Below are 14,117 nucleotides of genomic sequence, written 5' to 3' on the forward strand. Positions count from 1 at the left end.
CGGCCAGCAGGCTGCGCCGCTCACCCTCGACTTTCAGATGATCACGGGTTTCCCGCAGGCTCGGCAGCGAACTTGCTTGAAAGAGCGGGCATGCATCTCGGCATGTTGAAGACTTGGCAGCAGATGAGTTACACGACGCAGCCACCTTGATCGGGGTACTCCATCATCTCGATGGGGATGATGCCAAGCGACAAATTTTACGATCCATTCGGGTTCGTCTGAAACCGGGGTCTCCGCTGACCCTCCGCATTCCGAAGCGGCGGTACAAAAACTTTTGCATGACACCGGATTTGGGGACACCACTCGTTTCTTCAGCAGCCTTTTCTGGGGTGCTTGGTTGACGTGCAAAGCGGCCTGAAGATAGAAGCGGATGACTGCTCTTGGCCGATTCTGTTGAAAAAGTAGCTCCCCCGTCTGGCCAGCGGCAAAATCCTCGCATCGGCCAGCAGGGAAGCACGCAGCATGATGGGACAGTTATCGAGTGGGCAGGAACGGCTGTTTTACTCGTTCAATCTTGAAGATCACATTCCCTCCAATCACCTTCTGCGCAGCATTGATCAGTGTCTCGATCTGAGTGACCTGTGCCATTACCTCGCCGATTTCTACAGCCCGATCGGGCGCCCGTCGATTGATCCTGAACTGATGATCCGCATGCGGATCGTGGGCTACCGCTATGGCATCCGCTCTGAGCGGCGACTGTGCGAAGAGGCCCATTTGAACCTGGCGTATCGCTGGTTCTGCCGGTTGAGCCTTGAAGATGAAATCCCTAACCACTCGACCTTTTCCAAAAATCGACACGGCCGTTTTCGGGACAGCGATCTGTTTCGTTGGTTGTTCAACGAGGTACTGCGTCGTTGCATGGACGCAGCTCTGGTCAAGGGCGAAGGATTTGCTGTGGACGCCAGCATCATTAAAGCGGACGCTAGCCGGCAACGCGGCGTACCGGGTGATGAACCGGTCAACTGGAGCGATCCGGCCCTGAGCACGCGCGCCGTGCGTGAGTACCTTGAGGCACTTGATGAAGAGACTTTGGCCGAAACGCTGCCGAAGCGTTTATCACTGACTGATCCTCAGGCTCGCTGGACAGCTGCTCCAGGTGGCCCAGCGTTCTACGCTTACTCCACGAATTATCTGATCGATACCGAGCACGGCGTGATCATGGATGTGGAACCCACACCGGCTCATTGAACCGCAGAAGTCGAGAGCACCAAGACGATGATCGATCGGGTCGAAGCGCAGTTCGACATCAAGCCGGAACGCCTTATTGGCGACACCGCTTATCTGGATGCTGAAACGAACCCGTTTCGTCGCGCACAACTGGCGCTGGCTTTATCAATTTGAATTCTTCAGGCATGACTTCGTCCTTGCCGCTATAGCGGCTGACTTTGAAGGGGGAGGGAGTTACGGGTAGTTCTTGCTGATGCGCTTGGCGATAGCTTCGAGTTGTTTGGCCATACCCCACATGTCGTTGTTGTCGCGGCGCGAAGCGTGCCAGCTTGACCCGCAGGAAATTGGTGCTGTGTCGGTGGACTTCCTTGCCTACTCCGCCTACGTCCTTTTGGGAGGCCTGTGGTTGCAGGCCGCTGTTCGCGCCGATGCAGTCTTTCAGCTTTGCCACTACCGCCCAGATACCCTGTGAAGCAGTCTCTGCCAGACGCCTGGCTAGCCTGTGTCGTGAGCGGGAAGCTCGGACGGTGTTGATCGTCACCGATCCCGGTGTTGCACACCTGGGGTTGTTCGATGAACTGATGCCCGGCTTTGCAGTGGAGAAAATCCGAGTTGCCGTCTATGCCCGAGTGCTGGCCGATCCGCCACAGCACTGTGTGCTGGAGGCGGTGCAGCAAGCGCGAGAAATATCAGCCCTCACTGCATTCGCGTGAATTGATGCCTTATCTGGCAGTCTTCTTATGGGTATGGCGGCGGAAAATTTACGTTTTTTTTACGATGGCTTTTGTTACTCGCAACGATACTGGCCGGCAAAATTGACATTGCCTTTATGCCTTGCAGCGCTTCATCTGAATTTGATGGCAGTTTCACTGAAGTCCACCGGCCTTGAAATCTCACGGAATGCGTTTTCGGCCCTCAATACTCGAGACGTAGAAAGTGAGCGAAACGGCGACCCATGCAATTGAAAAAAACCATCGCAAATCTTCAGCGGTGGGACTGCTTATCGCTGCTGTCGGCGTGGTGTACGGAGATATCGGCACCAGCCCCCTGTACACGCTGAAGGAAGTGTTTGCCGGTCACTACGGTGTCCAGGCCAACCACGATGGCGTGCTGGGCATTCTGTCGTTGATCTTTTGGTCACTGATCTGGGTGGTCTCGATCAAATACGTGTTGTTTATCCTGCGGGCCAACAATCAGGGCGAAGGCGGCATCATGGCGTTGACGGCGTTAGCCCGCCGCTCGGCATTACCTTATCCGCGCATGAGCAAGGCACTGGTGCTGCTCGGCCTGTTTGGTGCGGCACTTTTTTACGGGGACAGCATGATTACCCCGGCTATTTCGGTGCTCTCTGCGGTTGAAGGGCTACAGCTGGCGTTTGACGGAATCGAGCACTGGGTAGTGCCCTTGTCAGTGATCGTGCTGGTGGCGCTGTTCTTGATACAAAAACATGGCACGGCTCGCATCGGCATCCTGTTTGGTCCAGTGATGGTGCTGTGGTTTGTAGTGCTGGGTGCGCTGGGGATCTACGGGATTTTGCAGCGGCCGGAAGTACTGCAAGCGCTCAATCCATACTGGGGGGCGCATTTTTTTATCGCTCATCCGGGAGTCGGTGTGGCCATCCTTGGTGCAGTGGTACTCGCGCTGACGGGCGCCGAAGCACTGTATGCCGACATGGGGCACTTCGGTCGTAAACCCATTGCCCGTGCGTGGTTCATTTTGGTTTTACCAGGACTGGTACTCAATTATTTTGGCCAAGGTGCCTTGATCCTCGAGAATCCGGAGGCGGTGCGCAATCCATTTTATTTGCTCGCGCCGGGCTGGGCCCTGCTGCCGATGGTCGCACTCTCCACACTGGCGACCATCATCGCTTCTCAAGCCGTGATCTCCGGCGCATTTTCCCTGACTCACCAGGCCATCCAGCTTGGGTATGTCCCCCGCATGTTTATCCAGCACACCTCCAGTCAGGAGCAGGGACAGATTTACATTGGCACGGTTAACTGGGCATTGATGGTCGGTGTTGTGCTGCTGGTCATCGGTTTCGAGTCGTCCAGTGCGTTGGCCGCAGCCTATGGTGTCGCGGTGACGGGGACCATGTTGATCACAACAATCTTGTCCTCGGCGGTGGTCCTGCTGCTATGGAAAACTCCGCGCTGGTTGGCCATTCCAATGTTGCTGGGATTTTTGCTGGTCGATGGCCTGTACTTCGCGGCCAACGCGCCGAAGATTTTCCAGGGCGGTGCGTTCCCGGTGATTGCCGGCATTGGTCTATTCATTTTGATGACGACCTGGAAGCGGGGCAGGAAGATTATTGTCGAGCGGTTGGATGAAACCGCACTGCCTCTACCGCTGTTCATCGGTAGCATCCGTACGCAACCTCCTCATCGCGTACAAGGCACGGCAGTGTTTCTAACGGCCAGGGCCGATGCCGTTCCGCATGCGCTGCTGCACAACCTGCTGCATAACCAGGTTTTGCATGAGCAAGTGGTATTGCTCACTGTGGTGTCTGAAGACAGCCCTCGCGTTAGCGCTGAACGGCGGTTCGAGGTTGAGGCCTATGGTGAAGGGTTCTTCCGGGTCAGTCTGCACTTTGGCTTTATCGAGGAGCCCGATGTCCCCTTGGCGTTGAGTCTCTGTCACTTGACCGAGCTGGACTTCAGTCCAATGCGCACGACCTATTTCCTCAGCCGGGAAACGGTGATCCCGACCAAGCGCATCGGTATGGCCCGTTGGCGAGAAGGCCTGTTTGCCTTTTTGCTGAAGAACGCCAATAGCAACCTGAGGTACTTCAAGTTGCCGTTGAATCGGGTGATTGAGCTGGGCACACAGGTTGAGATGTAAGGAGTCATCGAGTATCCGAGGGGGTAGGGGGGCCGCGGTGCGAGAAGTTCGAAGCCGCCGCACTGTCTGTGCAGCACCTCAAGCGTTCAATGTGGGCCATTCATGCTGGATGAACCACGCGTCAGACGCTTGAGCGCGAGGACCATCAGGCCCCCAGCAACCAGCATTCCCGTGAGAAAAAGCGGATAGGCAACCCACCAGGGGACGGCGGAAGTCATCATGCTGAACTCGGACATGCCACCAATGCTGGCGATCAGGTTGAGAGGCAGGAAGACCACATTGATCAACGTCAGTTTGCGCAGCAGGTTGTTCATGGTGTTGTTCATCAAATTACCCCGTGCATCGATCAAGCCGGCAAACACCCGAGAGTAGATTTCCGCCTGTTTGTTGCACTGGGTGTTCTCGATGATCAGATCGTCGATAAGCGCGATCGCCTCGACGCTGAAGTGCTCTTTTTCTGCATGGTTGCGCAGCCGGGTCAGGACAGCACCATTGCTGTGAATCGCGTTGATGTAATAGATCAGGCTTTCGCTGAGGTTAAACATCTGGATCAGATGTCGATTCTCCATCGAGGCGTTGAATTTCTGCTGCAACTCGCGAGCCACCATCTTGATTACTTTGAGGTGCCCCAGGTAGTGGTGGAGATTGTTGAACAGTATGTCCAGCAGCACATCCTGCGGTGTGTGCAAGAGGTGCCGCTCCCCCAGACCATTTAACTGGGAGTCGTCAGTCGCGATTATCAGCAAGCGTGTTTTAGAGAACAGCAAGCCGAACGACGAGACCTCGAAGGCCAAGCTCTCTCCGCCCGAGTAACTTTCCGGACGTTTCCAGATCAAGAACAGATTGTCCGGGTGGAATTCGATGCGTGAGACTTCGTCCGGATCCAGTGCCGAAGCCAGCGCGTGATCGTCCAGTTTGAAATCGCTGCGCAACAGATCCCGTTCTGCCACATCGGGATCGCTGAACAACATCACATCGGCATCGAGGTGTTCAACCGATACCAGCGCCCCATTGGCGAGTTGAAAACTCTTGATCACGTCTGACCCATGGCGTTATCGACTTGGAATAATCAGTGTCATGCAAGCTGGTATCGGAGCATGCGTTTACCACGCCTGACCACGACGTTTCAGCTCGAGACGGCGAATGAACTCTTCCAGAACCAGGGAATACAGGTCGTCCTGCAAGTAAGCGTCTTCGATGCCCGCGTCCATGTTCGGGTTGTCGTTAACCTCGATTACCACCACCTTATCCCCCGACTGTTTCAGGTCGACCCCGTACAAACCATCACCAATGAGATTCGCGGTCTTCACCGCCAGTTCGACCACCGCTCTTGGTGCCTCGTGGACCGCCAGGGTGCGGCATTCCCCATTGATGTCCTGGCCCTTGGCCTTGTGGTTGTAGATCTGCCAGTGACCTTTGGACATGAAGTACTGGCAGGCGAAAATCGGTTTACGGTTGAGCACGCCAATGCGCCAGTCGTACTCGGTGTAAAAGAACTCCTGAGCCAATAGCAATACCGAGTGTTCGAAGAGTTCAGCGGTGGCTTCCAGCAGTGCCTGTTGGCTTTCGACCTTGATCACTCCACGGGAAAAACAGCCATCGGGAATCTTCAACACTAACGGAAAGCCCAGGCGTTCACCCACTCGCTCGAAGTCTTCCGGTCGTTCCTTGTAGAGAATCTCGGTTGCCGGCATACCCAATTGATGGCTTTTGAGTAGGTCGGTCAGGTACACCTTGTTGGTACAGCGCAGGATTGAAGCGGGATCGTCCATCACCACCAGACCTTCGCTTTCCGCCTTCTTGGCGAAGCGATAGGTGTGGTTATCCACGCTGGTGGTTTCGCGAATCAACAGGGCGTCATACTCAGCTATTCGTGAATAGTCTTTCTTTTCGATCAGGTCGACATCAATACCCAAACCTTTGCCGACCCGGATAAAACTCTCCAGTGCTTTGGCATTGGAAGGCGGCAGCGCTTCTAGCGGGTCATGCAAAATGGCCAGGTCGTAGCGGGCCACGCGGGGTGAACGTGGCATTCGCCATATCTTGCGGCTGAAGCTGTCCAGCGAGTTGGCAAACTGATCTTCCTGGTCTTCGCGTAACTTTTGCAAGACGCCGGACTTTATTCCGTCGATGCGCCAACTATTACTTTTACGGAACTCTACCAGGAGGATCGGGCATGGGAAAAATTCAAAAATTTGCCGTGCCAGATCCTGTAATGGTTCAAGGTTGGTTTTACCGAAGTACAGGGTGAGCGTGAATCCTTCGGTATTATTGTAAATATGGTTGTTCAGTGCTTTGTCCAGGGTTTTGCCGAGATCATCCAGCGCTAGGCCATACAGTGATTTTTTGGTAAGTTCGCTGATAGTGCGCACGGACGGAATAACTTTATGGCCGCGTGCTTCTGCCAGCAGTGAACAGTAATACCCGTGCCCCAGATACTTGTAGCTTCGGCACAGATTAATAACCTGGACGCGCTTGCCGGCTTCGATCTCAAGAGGCTGTTCCAGATACTCCTGCGCACTCATCACATCCTCCGAGGGGAAGTAAGAGGCCCAGTCTTCTTTTCGTTCAACAATAATAATCACCTGGCTTGATCTTCCCGGCGCTTCCGGTAAATAAGTCGGATTTGATATTGCCGTTAACCGATTTTGCTCTGATACTTCACGCAAGCCACCCTGTACCGCTGACATATGAAAAGGTCCGTTGGAGAACAAGTCCTTATCTATTAAGCACGATACTTTTAAAAAGTCTCGTTTCGTTACGCAACTTTTACGGTGGGGCTATGAGCCTGTTATTTCGCAATGCTACACACGATGATCTGAAGTCTCTGCTGGAACTGGAGAACCAATGCTTTACCTCTGATCGACTGACTCCGCGCAGTTTTCAGTGGATGATCAGCCGAGCCAATGCCAGCCTGATCATTGCGCAAGACGGGAATCAACTGATGGGCTACTGTCTGGTCCTGTTTCACCGTGGCACCTCTCTGGCCCGACTGTATTCAATCGCTATCGCCACCCACAGTCGCGGCCTCGGTCTTGGAAAGCAGCTATTGGATCAGGCGGAGGATTGCGCTCGCGCACACGACTGCGCCTACCTGCGACTGGAAGTGCGGGCGGATAATCCCGTCGCTATCAGTCTTTATGAGCGTAACGGTTACCGACGCTTCGCTGTGGTTCACAACTACTACGAAGACCATGCGCTTGCGTTGCGTTTGGAGAAGCGCATTCTGCAACATCGGGAAAGCCGTGAAGTCCAGGTGCCTTACTACCAACAAACCACTGAGTTTACCTGCGGCCCGGCTTGCCTCCTGATGGCCATGAGGGCATTGCAACCCGAGCGCTTGATCGAGCGCCGGGACGAACTGCAAATCTGGCGTGAAGCCACGACGGTGTTCATGACTTCGGGGCACGGCGGGTGCAGCCCCCAAGGACTGGCATTGGCGGCCTGGCGCCGAGGGTTTCGAGTACGCCTGCAAGTGAGTATCGCCGGTCCGCTATTTCTCGACGGGGTGCGCGACGAACATAAAAAGGAGGTCATTCGCCTGGTACACGAAGAGTTCTGCACGGAACTTCAACACAGTGATGTGGAGCATGTCAGCAGCAACCAGCTGGATCTGGCTCTAACGCTGAAGGCCGGTGGTCAACCCTTGGTGTTGATCAGCAGTTACCGTCTGACTCGCTCCAAAGCCCCGCACTGGGTCATTGTCACCGACTACGATGAAGACTTCGTCTACCTGCATGACCCGGACATTGATCACAGTCAGCACCGTCAGGCACTCGACTGCCAGCATCTTCCCGTCAGTCACAAGGCGTTCGACAAGATGTGTGCTTTCGGCGGCAACAAGCTGCGCGCCTCAGTGACGCTTTACGCACGCGAGCAGTCCAGCGACGGAGTGCCATGAGCCTCCAGCACAGTAGCTTTGTACTATTGGTGCCTCGTAATTAAAAATTTTACTCCCGTAAATACAGGCTCAAGGAATGAAGCGATACCCAACCCCGGTTTCGGTGATGAGGTGTCGCGGCTGGGAAGGGTCTGCCTCGACTTTTTTACGCAGGCCTCCCATGAATACTCGATGTCACGCCGAGGAACACGATTGTCAGGGCGACCAATAAAATTGACAGGGCGATTTCATTCGGGGTCTTTTGTCGTTTGGCGTTCTCGACCATGGCGATCATTCGGTCGACGAAGGTTTCGCCGGGATTGGTGGTCACGCGCACGACAATCCAGTCCGACAGAACCCGAGTCCCGCCGGTCACCGCCGAGAAATCGCCGCCACACTCGCGGATTACCGGGGCCGACTCACCGGTGATCGCGGACTCATCTACCGAGGCAGCGCCTTCGATCACTTCGCCGTCGGCGGGGATCACCGAGTCAGCCAAGTCGCCGGCTTCAACCACCACGATGTCGCCCTTGCACAGGTCGCTCGACTGAGCCAGTTGCCACTCGGCGCCGTAATGGGGCTCGCGCAGCTTCTTGGCCCAGGTTTCCTTTTTCAGATCACGCAGGGACGCGGCCTGAGCCTTGCTTCGGCCTTCGGCCAGCGCCTCGGCAAAATTGGCGAACAACACGGTGAACCAGAGCCATAGGGCAATCGCGAGAATGAACCCGGAGCCGGCCTCACCCTTGCCGCCAAGCGCTTGTGCCCACAGAACGGTGGTGATGATTGCGCCGATGTAGACGACGAACATCACTGGGTTGCGCCACTGGATCCTGGGACTGAGCTTGCGCAAGGATTCAACCATGGCAGGTCGTATGAGTCTGGGGTCGAACAAGGAGAACGCTTTGCGTGTCATGTTCGTGATCTCACTTGATCATGATGAAGTGTTCAACGATGGGACCCAGCGCGAGCGACGGTACGTAGCTCAACAAGCCGACCAGCAACACGGTACCCATCAGCAGCACCACGAACAGCATGCCGTGGGTGGGCATCGTGCCTCCAGTAACCGCCAGGCGTTTCTTGGCCGCCAGGCTACCGGCGACCGCAAGCACGGGCACGATGACGCCGAACCGGCCAAACCAGGTCATGATGGCCAGCATCAAATTGCAGCTTTGAATGTGGGGTTCATGGAGCGGTTACAAAACAGCGCTCCGAGTACTAAAAAGATGAAGTCCATGGCATTCCCTCCGGCAATGAAGGAAGCCTAGTTTGATGCCTGATAAATTGTTAAAAGGATTGGGGGCGAAAGAATAAAAATCTTATAAGGATCTTGGATGGTGTGGCTGGATCAAGGCAGGTTGTTTAATAAGGGGCGTTTTTCTTTGTTGATGTTCTATGATGTGTTTCTGTTTTTTGATTCTGGTTGATTGGTTGTTGCTCAAGTACTCAAAAGCAAAAGATGCAAATCCGAATAGGCCAATAATTGAAATGACCATAATGCCCAAGTCCGAGCTGTTCATAATATCCTCCCGTTGAATTTGTTTCGGAGAATAAAATATCTGCTGCGGAACTCAAGGCGTTCTACGATTTATTTACGGTTCTTTTGGTTAATTATACGACCCCATACGTTCGAGTAAACGTGACGCTGAACGGGCGAGCCGCGGCTGTTTAGGCTGCCGGCTTTTTTAGTTACCTGAGGGCGCACTATGGATACCGGCATGCCCCGATGCTCAAGTTCACTGGTCATGACTTCCAGATCCCGCGCCGGTGTCGTCATCCGACCTACCTGGGTGGCAGCCGCGCAGAGGGCGGTCGTTTCCTTGAATGAGCGCAACGGCGTTAGCAGACTTCGAATTCGTCTGATGGCAATCCTTAAATCGTGTAACGCCTCTTGTTACCGCCAGATTGCGGTCTGTCGTAAAGGGGGGGGCGTGTAGTGGATCAACTGATCCCGGACACGGCGTTAAGTTTTTCTTCGGCCCGAGCTGGACTTCAGTCCAATGCGCACGACCTATTTCTTCAGCCGGGAAACGGTGATCCCGACCAAACGCATCGGTATGGCCCGTTGGCGAGAAAGCCTGTTCGCGTTTTTGCTGAAGAATGCCAATAGCAATCTGAAGTACTTCAAGTTGCCGTTGAATCGGGTGATCGAGCTGGGCACGCAGGTTGGGATGTAAAGAGTCATTGAGTATGCCTTCGAGCGACCCTGCAGTCGCTCGAAGGCGCTACGGTTACTTCAGGTTGCCGCTGAGGAATTGCTGCAGGCGCTCGCTTTTGGGGTTGCCCAATACGTCCTCGGGCGCACCCTGTTCTTCGACCCGCCCCTGGTGCAGGAACAGCACCTGGTTCGACACTTTGCGCGCAAAGCTCATTTCATGAGTCACCATGATCATGGTGCGGCCTTCTTCGGCCAGCCCCTGGATCACCTTGAGCACTTCTCCCACCAGTTCCGGGTCCAGGGCCGAAGTCGGCTCGTCGAACAGCATGATCTCCGGTTCCATGCTCAGGGCACGGGCAATGGCGACCCGTTGCTGCTGACCACCCGAGAGAAACGCGGGGTATTGATCGGCCACCCGTGCCGGCAAACCGACCTTGTCCAGGTAGCGCCGGGCGCGATCCTCTGCGTCCTTCTTGCTGACGCCCAGCACCCGGCGTGGGGCCATGGTGATGTTCTCGAGCACGGTCATGTGGCTCCACAGGTTGAAGTGCTGGAACACCATCGCCAGGCGAGTGCGCAGGCGTTGCAGTTCATTGGCGTCGGCCACGCGCATGCCGTGGCGGTCATGGACCATTTGAATCGGCTGGTTGTCCAGGCTCATGGCGCCGTCGTTGGGCGTTTCCAGGAAGTTGATGCAACGCAGAAAGGTGCTCTTGCCCGAACCACTGGCGCCAATCAGGCTGATCACATCGCCGGTCTTGGCGTTTAGCGAAACGCCCTTGAGGACTTCATGGTTGCCATAACTTTTGTGCAGGTTTTCAACGGTCAGTTTGTACATGAACAAGCATCCTGAATTAGTGAGCCGGGCCGAGGAAAGACAACCAACGGCGTTCAGCCAGGCGGAACAGGCCGACCAGCGCAAAAGTGACTGCCAGGTAGATCAACGCGGCGATGCCGAACGACTGGAAGGTCAGGAAGGTCGCCGAGTTGGCGTCCCGCGCGACTTTCAGGATGTCCGGGATGGTCGCGGTGAAGGCCACGGTGGTCGAGTGCAGCATCAGGATCACTTCGTTGCTGTAGTACGGCAGCGAGCGACGCAAGGCCGATGGCATGATCACGTAGGCATACAGTTTCCAGCCAGTCAGGCCGTAAGCCTTGGCCGCTTCGACTTCGCCGTGGTTCATGCTGCGAATGGCCCCGGCGAAGATCTCCGTGGTATAGGCGCAGGTGTTCAGGGCGAAGGCCAGGATCGTGCAGTTCATCGCATCGCGAAAGAACGCATCCAGCACGGGCTGAGCACGCACCGCGGCCAGGCTGTAAATGCCGGTGTAACAGATCAGCAGCTGAATATAGAGTGGCGTACCGCGGAACAGGTAGGTGTAGAACTGCACCGGCCAGCGCACCCAGACATTGTCCGAGACCCGGGCAATCGACAGCGGGATCGACATCACGAAGCCGAAGAAGATCGAGGCGCTGAGCAGCCAGAGGGTCATGGCCAGCCCGGTGATGTGATTGCCGTCCTGGAACAGGAAAGGTTTCCAGTACTCCTGTAGAAGTTCGATCATCGCACGGCCTCCCGGGTGCCTGCGGCGTAGAAGATTTCCATCCGGCGCAAGACGTAGTTTGAAACGGTGGTTATCACCAGATAGATCAAGGCGGCCAGAATCAGGAAGAAGAACAGCTGATAGGAGCTCTTGCCCGCGTCCTGGGCCACCTTGACCAGGTCGGCCAGGCCAATGATCGACACCAGCGCCGTGGCCTTGAGGATCACCATCCAGTTGTTACCGATACCCGGCAGGGCAAAACGCATCATTTGCGGGAACACCACCAGGCGAAAGCGCTGAGCGCGGGTCAGGCCGTAGGCGGTAGCCGCTTCCATCTGCCCTCGCGGTACGGCAAGGATGGCGCCACGGAAGGTTTCGGTGAAGTAAGCCCCGTAGATGAAGCCCAGGGTGATGACCCCGGCACTGAACGGGTTGATCTCGATGTATTCCCATTCCATGAAATCGGTAAACGAGGTCAGCCAGGTTTGCAGGCTGTAGAAGATCAGCAGCATCAGGACCAGGTCCGGAACGCCGCGGATCAGCGTGGTGTAGGCCTGCGCAGGGACGCGCAGCAGTGCCGATTTCGAAAGCTTGGCGCTGGCGCCGATCAGGCCCAGGCCAACACTCACCAGCAAGCACAGAAAGGATAATTTGACAGTCATCCAGGAGCCTTGCAGCAACAGCGGGCCGAAGCCCTTAAGGCTAAAGCCTGACAGCCCAAGAATCTGCAATAGGTTTTCTAGCATTGAGCAGCCCTACGTCAATCAAAAAAGTGCCCATCCGAAAATGGGCGCAGGGTCATTATTTGCCGCTGTAGAGATTCAGATCGCCAAAGTGCTTCTGCTGGACGGCCGCATAGGTGCCATTGTCGTGCAGTGCCTGGATACCTTTGTTCAACAAGGACTGGAGCTCGGCGTTGCCTTTGCTGAGACCCACGGCGGTTTTGGCTGGCAGCAGGGGGCTTTCGATCGGCTCGCTGACCTGGAAGTCGGCGCCTGGCGGCGACTTCAGGAAGCCCAGTTCGGCTTGCAGCATGTCCTGGATCGAGGCATCGAGGCGTCCGGAGACCAGGTCAGCGTACACCTGGTCCTGATTGGCGTAGGCCTGGGTCTCTACCCCGGCCTTGTCCAGCACGGCCTTGGCGTAGGCTTCCTGGATGGTGCCTTGCTCGTAGCCGACTTTCTTGCCCTTGAGGGAGGCCGGATCGGTGCCGATGGCCACGCCTTTCTTGAATACCAGCGCGGTCGGGCCAGAGAACAGCTCGTTTGAGAAATCGATGACTTTCTCGCGCGCTGGCGTGGCGGTCATGGAAGAGATCACACCGTCGAACTTGTTGGCCTTGAGGCCGGGAATCATGCCGTCGAAATCGCTTTCGACCCACTTGCACTTGACCTTCAGCTCTGCGCAGATCGCGTTACCCAGGTCGATATCGAAGCCCACCAGGCTGCCATCGGCGGCCTTGGATTCGAATGGCGCATAAGAGGGGTCGACGCCAAAACGCAACTCCTTGTACTCCTTGGCCAACGCAGAACCGGCAGCCACACACAAAGCTAATGCAGAAAGGGTGAGAAATGCTTTTTTCATTATTTTATTCCCTGGGACCATCGAAAGCGCTTGTGACGCAGAGCACGCGTACTGCTTGGCAACATGTCTTATGCACACGCAGATACTTGTACAGACAAGCATATGCAATCACCCGGCCAATTCGCGGATCGGGCGTTTGAGAAAACGCGTGCAGCGCTCTGGGATGGGCTTGGCAGGCAAGTGAGCGCAGGGAGGGAGGCCGCCTGCGAGGCTGTTACCGAAGCAGGTTTTTACACCCGGCTGGGGTATGCGGTAACAAAGTGTGAGATTAGGGGCGCCGACTTTCCTGGCTCAATCCTTGATGCTCCAGCAGCATCGACGGTCAGAACGACGGGGTTTTTGCTGCATCGCCCAAGAACCTGGCCGACGCGGTGAAAATGGTTGATGAATCGGTGCTGATCTACAACGCGCAGCGGCCACATCTGGCCAATGCAGAGATTTTGCCGCAGGCCAGACAGGGGAGCTACTTTTTCAACAGAATCGGCCGTTTTCTGCCTGTCGCGAAGGGCTGAAAACGGCCACTCCCTTGTAGTTGCTCGCTTATCTGACCGGCGATTGAGTTGCTCGGCTTTTTTACCGGAGGTCCCGAGTTCAATCGGATCCGCTATTTAGAACAAGCAGGCAGGTATGCAGGGTGAGGTTCAATCTGCCTGTACCGATCAACAATGATTTCTAGAAATGGATTTCAGCGGTCTTGAGGCCCAAGTCTCGAAGCTCGGCGATCAGGTCATCCAGATGTCCGAAAGACTCGACTTCCTCGTTGTCATCAACCAGGAAATAACTTCTCCCGGCGTCCTTCTTGAAGAACACGATCCACTCCTTGGGGTTGGTCGGATTTGCGATCACATGGGTGTCAAAGGTCACGCCTTCGGCGTGTTTGCTTTTCACGGCTTTACGATTCATGTCAGTCACCGCGCTACACGCGCTCTCAAGATTCTCTATTTGCAGT

At 55.6% G+C, this 14,117-nt stretch carries 13 protein-coding genes and 6 pseudogenes; 8 read left to right on the plus strand and 11 right to left on the minus strand.

All coding sequences use genetic code 11. The features are described 5' to 3' along the window. Positions 1–63 precede the first annotated feature (63 nt). From AC3IX1_RS10655 to AC3IX1_RS10675, 5 genes and pseudogenes are all read left to right on the plus strand, one after another. Positions 64–358, plus strand: a pseudogene (locus AC3IX1_RS10655) (SAM-dependent methyltransferase); the annotation flags it as partial. A 104-nt stretch (positions 359–462) separates the two neighbouring features. Continuing rightward, positions 463–1,281: pseudogene (locus AC3IX1_RS10660) on the plus strand (transposase); the annotation flags it as partial. A gap of 202 nt (positions 1,282–1,483) precedes the next feature. Then, positions 1,484–1,594: pseudogene (locus AC3IX1_RS10665) on the plus strand (hypothetical protein); the annotation flags it as partial. Position 1,595: 1 nt separating this feature from the next. Further along, positions 1,596–1,862, plus strand: a pseudogene (locus AC3IX1_RS10670) (iron-containing alcohol dehydrogenase); the annotation flags it as partial. Positions 1,863–2,103: 241 nt separating this feature from the next. Next, positions 2,104–4,005: a potassium transporter Kup gene (locus AC3IX1_RS10675; RefSeq protein ID WP_489388132.1), complete on the plus strand. Its 1,902-nt coding sequence runs from the start codon at positions 2,104–2,106 to the stop codon at positions 4,003–4,005. Positions 4,006–4,091: 86 nt separating this feature from the next. Here AC3IX1_RS10675 and AC3IX1_RS10680 read toward each other — a convergent pair whose 3' ends face one another. Both AC3IX1_RS10680 and AC3IX1_RS10685 read right to left on the minus strand, forming a co-directional pair. After that, on the minus strand, positions 4,092–5,042 hold the full coding sequence (locus tag AC3IX1_RS10680; protein ID WP_489388133.1) for a magnesium transporter CorA family protein: 951 nt from the start codon (positions 5,040–5,042) through the stop codon (positions 4,092–4,094). A 66-nt stretch (positions 5,043–5,108) separates the two neighbouring features. Beyond that, positions 5,109–6,695 carry a RimK family ATP-grasp domain-containing protein gene (locus tag AC3IX1_RS10685; protein ID WP_489388134.1) on the minus strand — a complete coding sequence of 529 codons (1,587 nt, stop codon included), beginning with the start codon at positions 6,693–6,695 and terminating at the stop codon, positions 5,109–5,111. Between the two features lie 92 nt (positions 6,696–6,787). Between AC3IX1_RS10685 and rimI the strand changes: the two genes are divergently transcribed. Continuing rightward, positions 6,788–7,906, plus strand: coding sequence for a ribosomal protein S18-alanine N-acetyltransferase (rimI, locus tag AC3IX1_RS10690; RefSeq protein WP_489388135.1), 1,119 nt, complete (start codon positions 6,788–6,790; stop codon positions 7,904–7,906). Between the two features lie 69 nt (positions 7,907–7,975). Here rimI and AC3IX1_RS10695 read toward each other — a convergent pair whose 3' ends face one another. The 4 genes and pseudogenes from AC3IX1_RS10695 to AC3IX1_RS10710 form a co-directional block, all read right to left on the minus strand. After that, positions 7,976–8,068 (minus strand): hypothetical protein, encoded by a 93-nt coding sequence (locus AC3IX1_RS10695; protein ID WP_489388136.1) that lies wholly within the window; start codon positions 8,066–8,068, stop codon positions 7,976–7,978. A 1-nt stretch (position 8,069) separates the two neighbouring features. Further along, positions 8,070–8,798: pseudogene (locus AC3IX1_RS10700) on the minus strand (P-type ATPase actuator domain-containing protein); the annotation flags it as partial. A gap of 10 nt (positions 8,799–8,808) precedes the next feature. Beyond that, positions 8,809–9,042: a potassium-transporting ATPase subunit KdpA gene (locus AC3IX1_RS10705; protein WP_489388137.1), complete on the minus strand. Its 234-nt coding sequence runs from the start codon at positions 9,040–9,042 to the stop codon at positions 8,809–8,811. Between the two features lie 428 nt (positions 9,043–9,470). Further along, on the minus strand, positions 9,471–9,716 hold the full coding sequence (locus AC3IX1_RS10710) for a hypothetical protein (protein ID WP_489388138.1): 246 nt from the start codon (positions 9,714–9,716) through the stop codon (positions 9,471–9,473). A gap of 148 nt (positions 9,717–9,864) precedes the next feature. Here AC3IX1_RS10710 and AC3IX1_RS10715 point away from each other — a divergent pair. Then, positions 9,865–10,059, plus strand: a pseudogene (locus AC3IX1_RS10715) (KUP/HAK/KT family potassium transporter); the annotation flags it as partial. 54 nt (positions 10,060–10,113) lie between these two features. Here AC3IX1_RS10715 and AC3IX1_RS10720 read toward each other — a convergent pair. The 4 genes from AC3IX1_RS10720 to AC3IX1_RS10735 are packed head-to-tail and all read right to left on the minus strand — an operon-like array spanning position 10,114 to position 13,168. Continuing rightward, positions 10,114–10,878: an ABC transporter ATP-binding protein gene (locus AC3IX1_RS10720; RefSeq protein WP_489388139.1), complete on the minus strand. Its 765-nt coding sequence runs from the start codon at positions 10,876–10,878 to the stop codon at positions 10,114–10,116. 16 nt (positions 10,879–10,894) lie between these two features. Continuing rightward, on the minus strand, positions 10,895–11,605 hold the full coding sequence (locus tag AC3IX1_RS10725) for an ABC transporter permease (protein ID WP_489388140.1): 711 nt from the start codon (positions 11,603–11,605) through the stop codon (positions 10,895–10,897). Next, positions 11,602–12,330 (minus strand): ABC transporter permease, encoded by a 729-nt coding sequence (locus tag AC3IX1_RS10730; protein WP_046037968.1) that lies wholly within the window; start codon positions 12,328–12,330, stop codon positions 11,602–11,604. The genes AC3IX1_RS10725 and AC3IX1_RS10730 overlap by 4 nt, the downstream gene beginning before the upstream one ends. A gap of 55 nt (positions 12,331–12,385) precedes the next feature. Then, entirely contained in the window at positions 12,386–13,168 is a 783-nt protein-coding gene (locus tag AC3IX1_RS10735; protein ID WP_489388141.1) for a transporter substrate-binding domain-containing protein, read from the minus strand. Between the two features lie 377 nt (positions 13,169–13,545). Between AC3IX1_RS10735 and AC3IX1_RS10740 the strand changes: the two genes are divergently transcribed. Further along, a complete protein-coding gene (locus AC3IX1_RS10740; protein ID WP_489388142.1) occupies positions 13,546–13,680 on the plus strand; it encodes a hypothetical protein in 135 nt (44 codons plus the stop codon). A 160-nt stretch (positions 13,681–13,840) separates the two neighbouring features. On the opposite strand, the gene AC3IX1_RS10745 is transcribed toward AC3IX1_RS10740, so the two are convergent. Beyond that, entirely contained in the window at positions 13,841–14,071 is a 231-nt protein-coding gene (locus AC3IX1_RS10745) for a hypothetical protein (protein WP_032828974.1), read from the minus strand. Positions 14,072–14,117 lie beyond the last annotated feature (46 nt).

Source organism: Pseudomonas sp. KH_046_2 (genome assembly GCF_057838985.1).

Excerpts from the sequence above, each read along its gene's own strand:
- AC3IX1_RS10685 (WP_489388134.1), bottom strand. The coding sequence starts at position 6,695 with ATGTCAGCGGTACAGGGTGGCTTGCGTGAAGTATCAGAGCAAAATCGG.
- rimI (WP_489388135.1), top strand. The coding sequence starts at position 6,788 with ATGAGCCTGTTATTTCGCAATGCTACACACGATGATCTGAAGTCTCTG.
- AC3IX1_RS10695 (WP_489388136.1), bottom strand. The coding sequence starts at position 8,068 with ATGGGAGGCCTGCGTAAAAAAGTCGAGGCAGACCCTTCCCAGCCGCGA.
- AC3IX1_RS10705 (WP_489388137.1), bottom strand. The coding sequence starts at position 9,042 with ATGCTGGCCATCATGACCTGGTTTGGCCGGTTCGGCGTCATCGTGCCC.
- AC3IX1_RS10720 (WP_489388139.1), bottom strand. The coding sequence starts at position 10,878 with ATGTACAAACTGACCGTTGAAAACCTGCACAAAAGTTATGGCAACCAT.
- AC3IX1_RS10725 (WP_489388140.1), bottom strand. The coding sequence starts at position 11,605 with ATGATCGAACTTCTACAGGAGTACTGGAAACCTTTCCTGTTCCAGGAC.
- AC3IX1_RS10730 (WP_046037968.1), bottom strand. The coding sequence starts at position 12,330 with ATGCTAGAAAACCTATTGCAGATTCTTGGGCTGTCAGGCTTTAGCCTT.
- AC3IX1_RS10735 (WP_489388141.1), bottom strand. The coding sequence starts at position 13,168 with ATGAAAAAAGCATTTCTCACCCTTTCTGCATTAGCTTTGTGTGTGGCT.
- AC3IX1_RS10740 (WP_489388142.1), top strand. The coding sequence starts at position 13,546 with ATGGTTGATGAATCGGTGCTGATCTACAACGCGCAGCGGCCACATCTG.
- AC3IX1_RS10745 (WP_032828974.1), bottom strand. The coding sequence starts at position 14,071 with ATGAATCGTAAAGCCGTGAAAAGCAAACACGCCGAAGGCGTGACCTTT.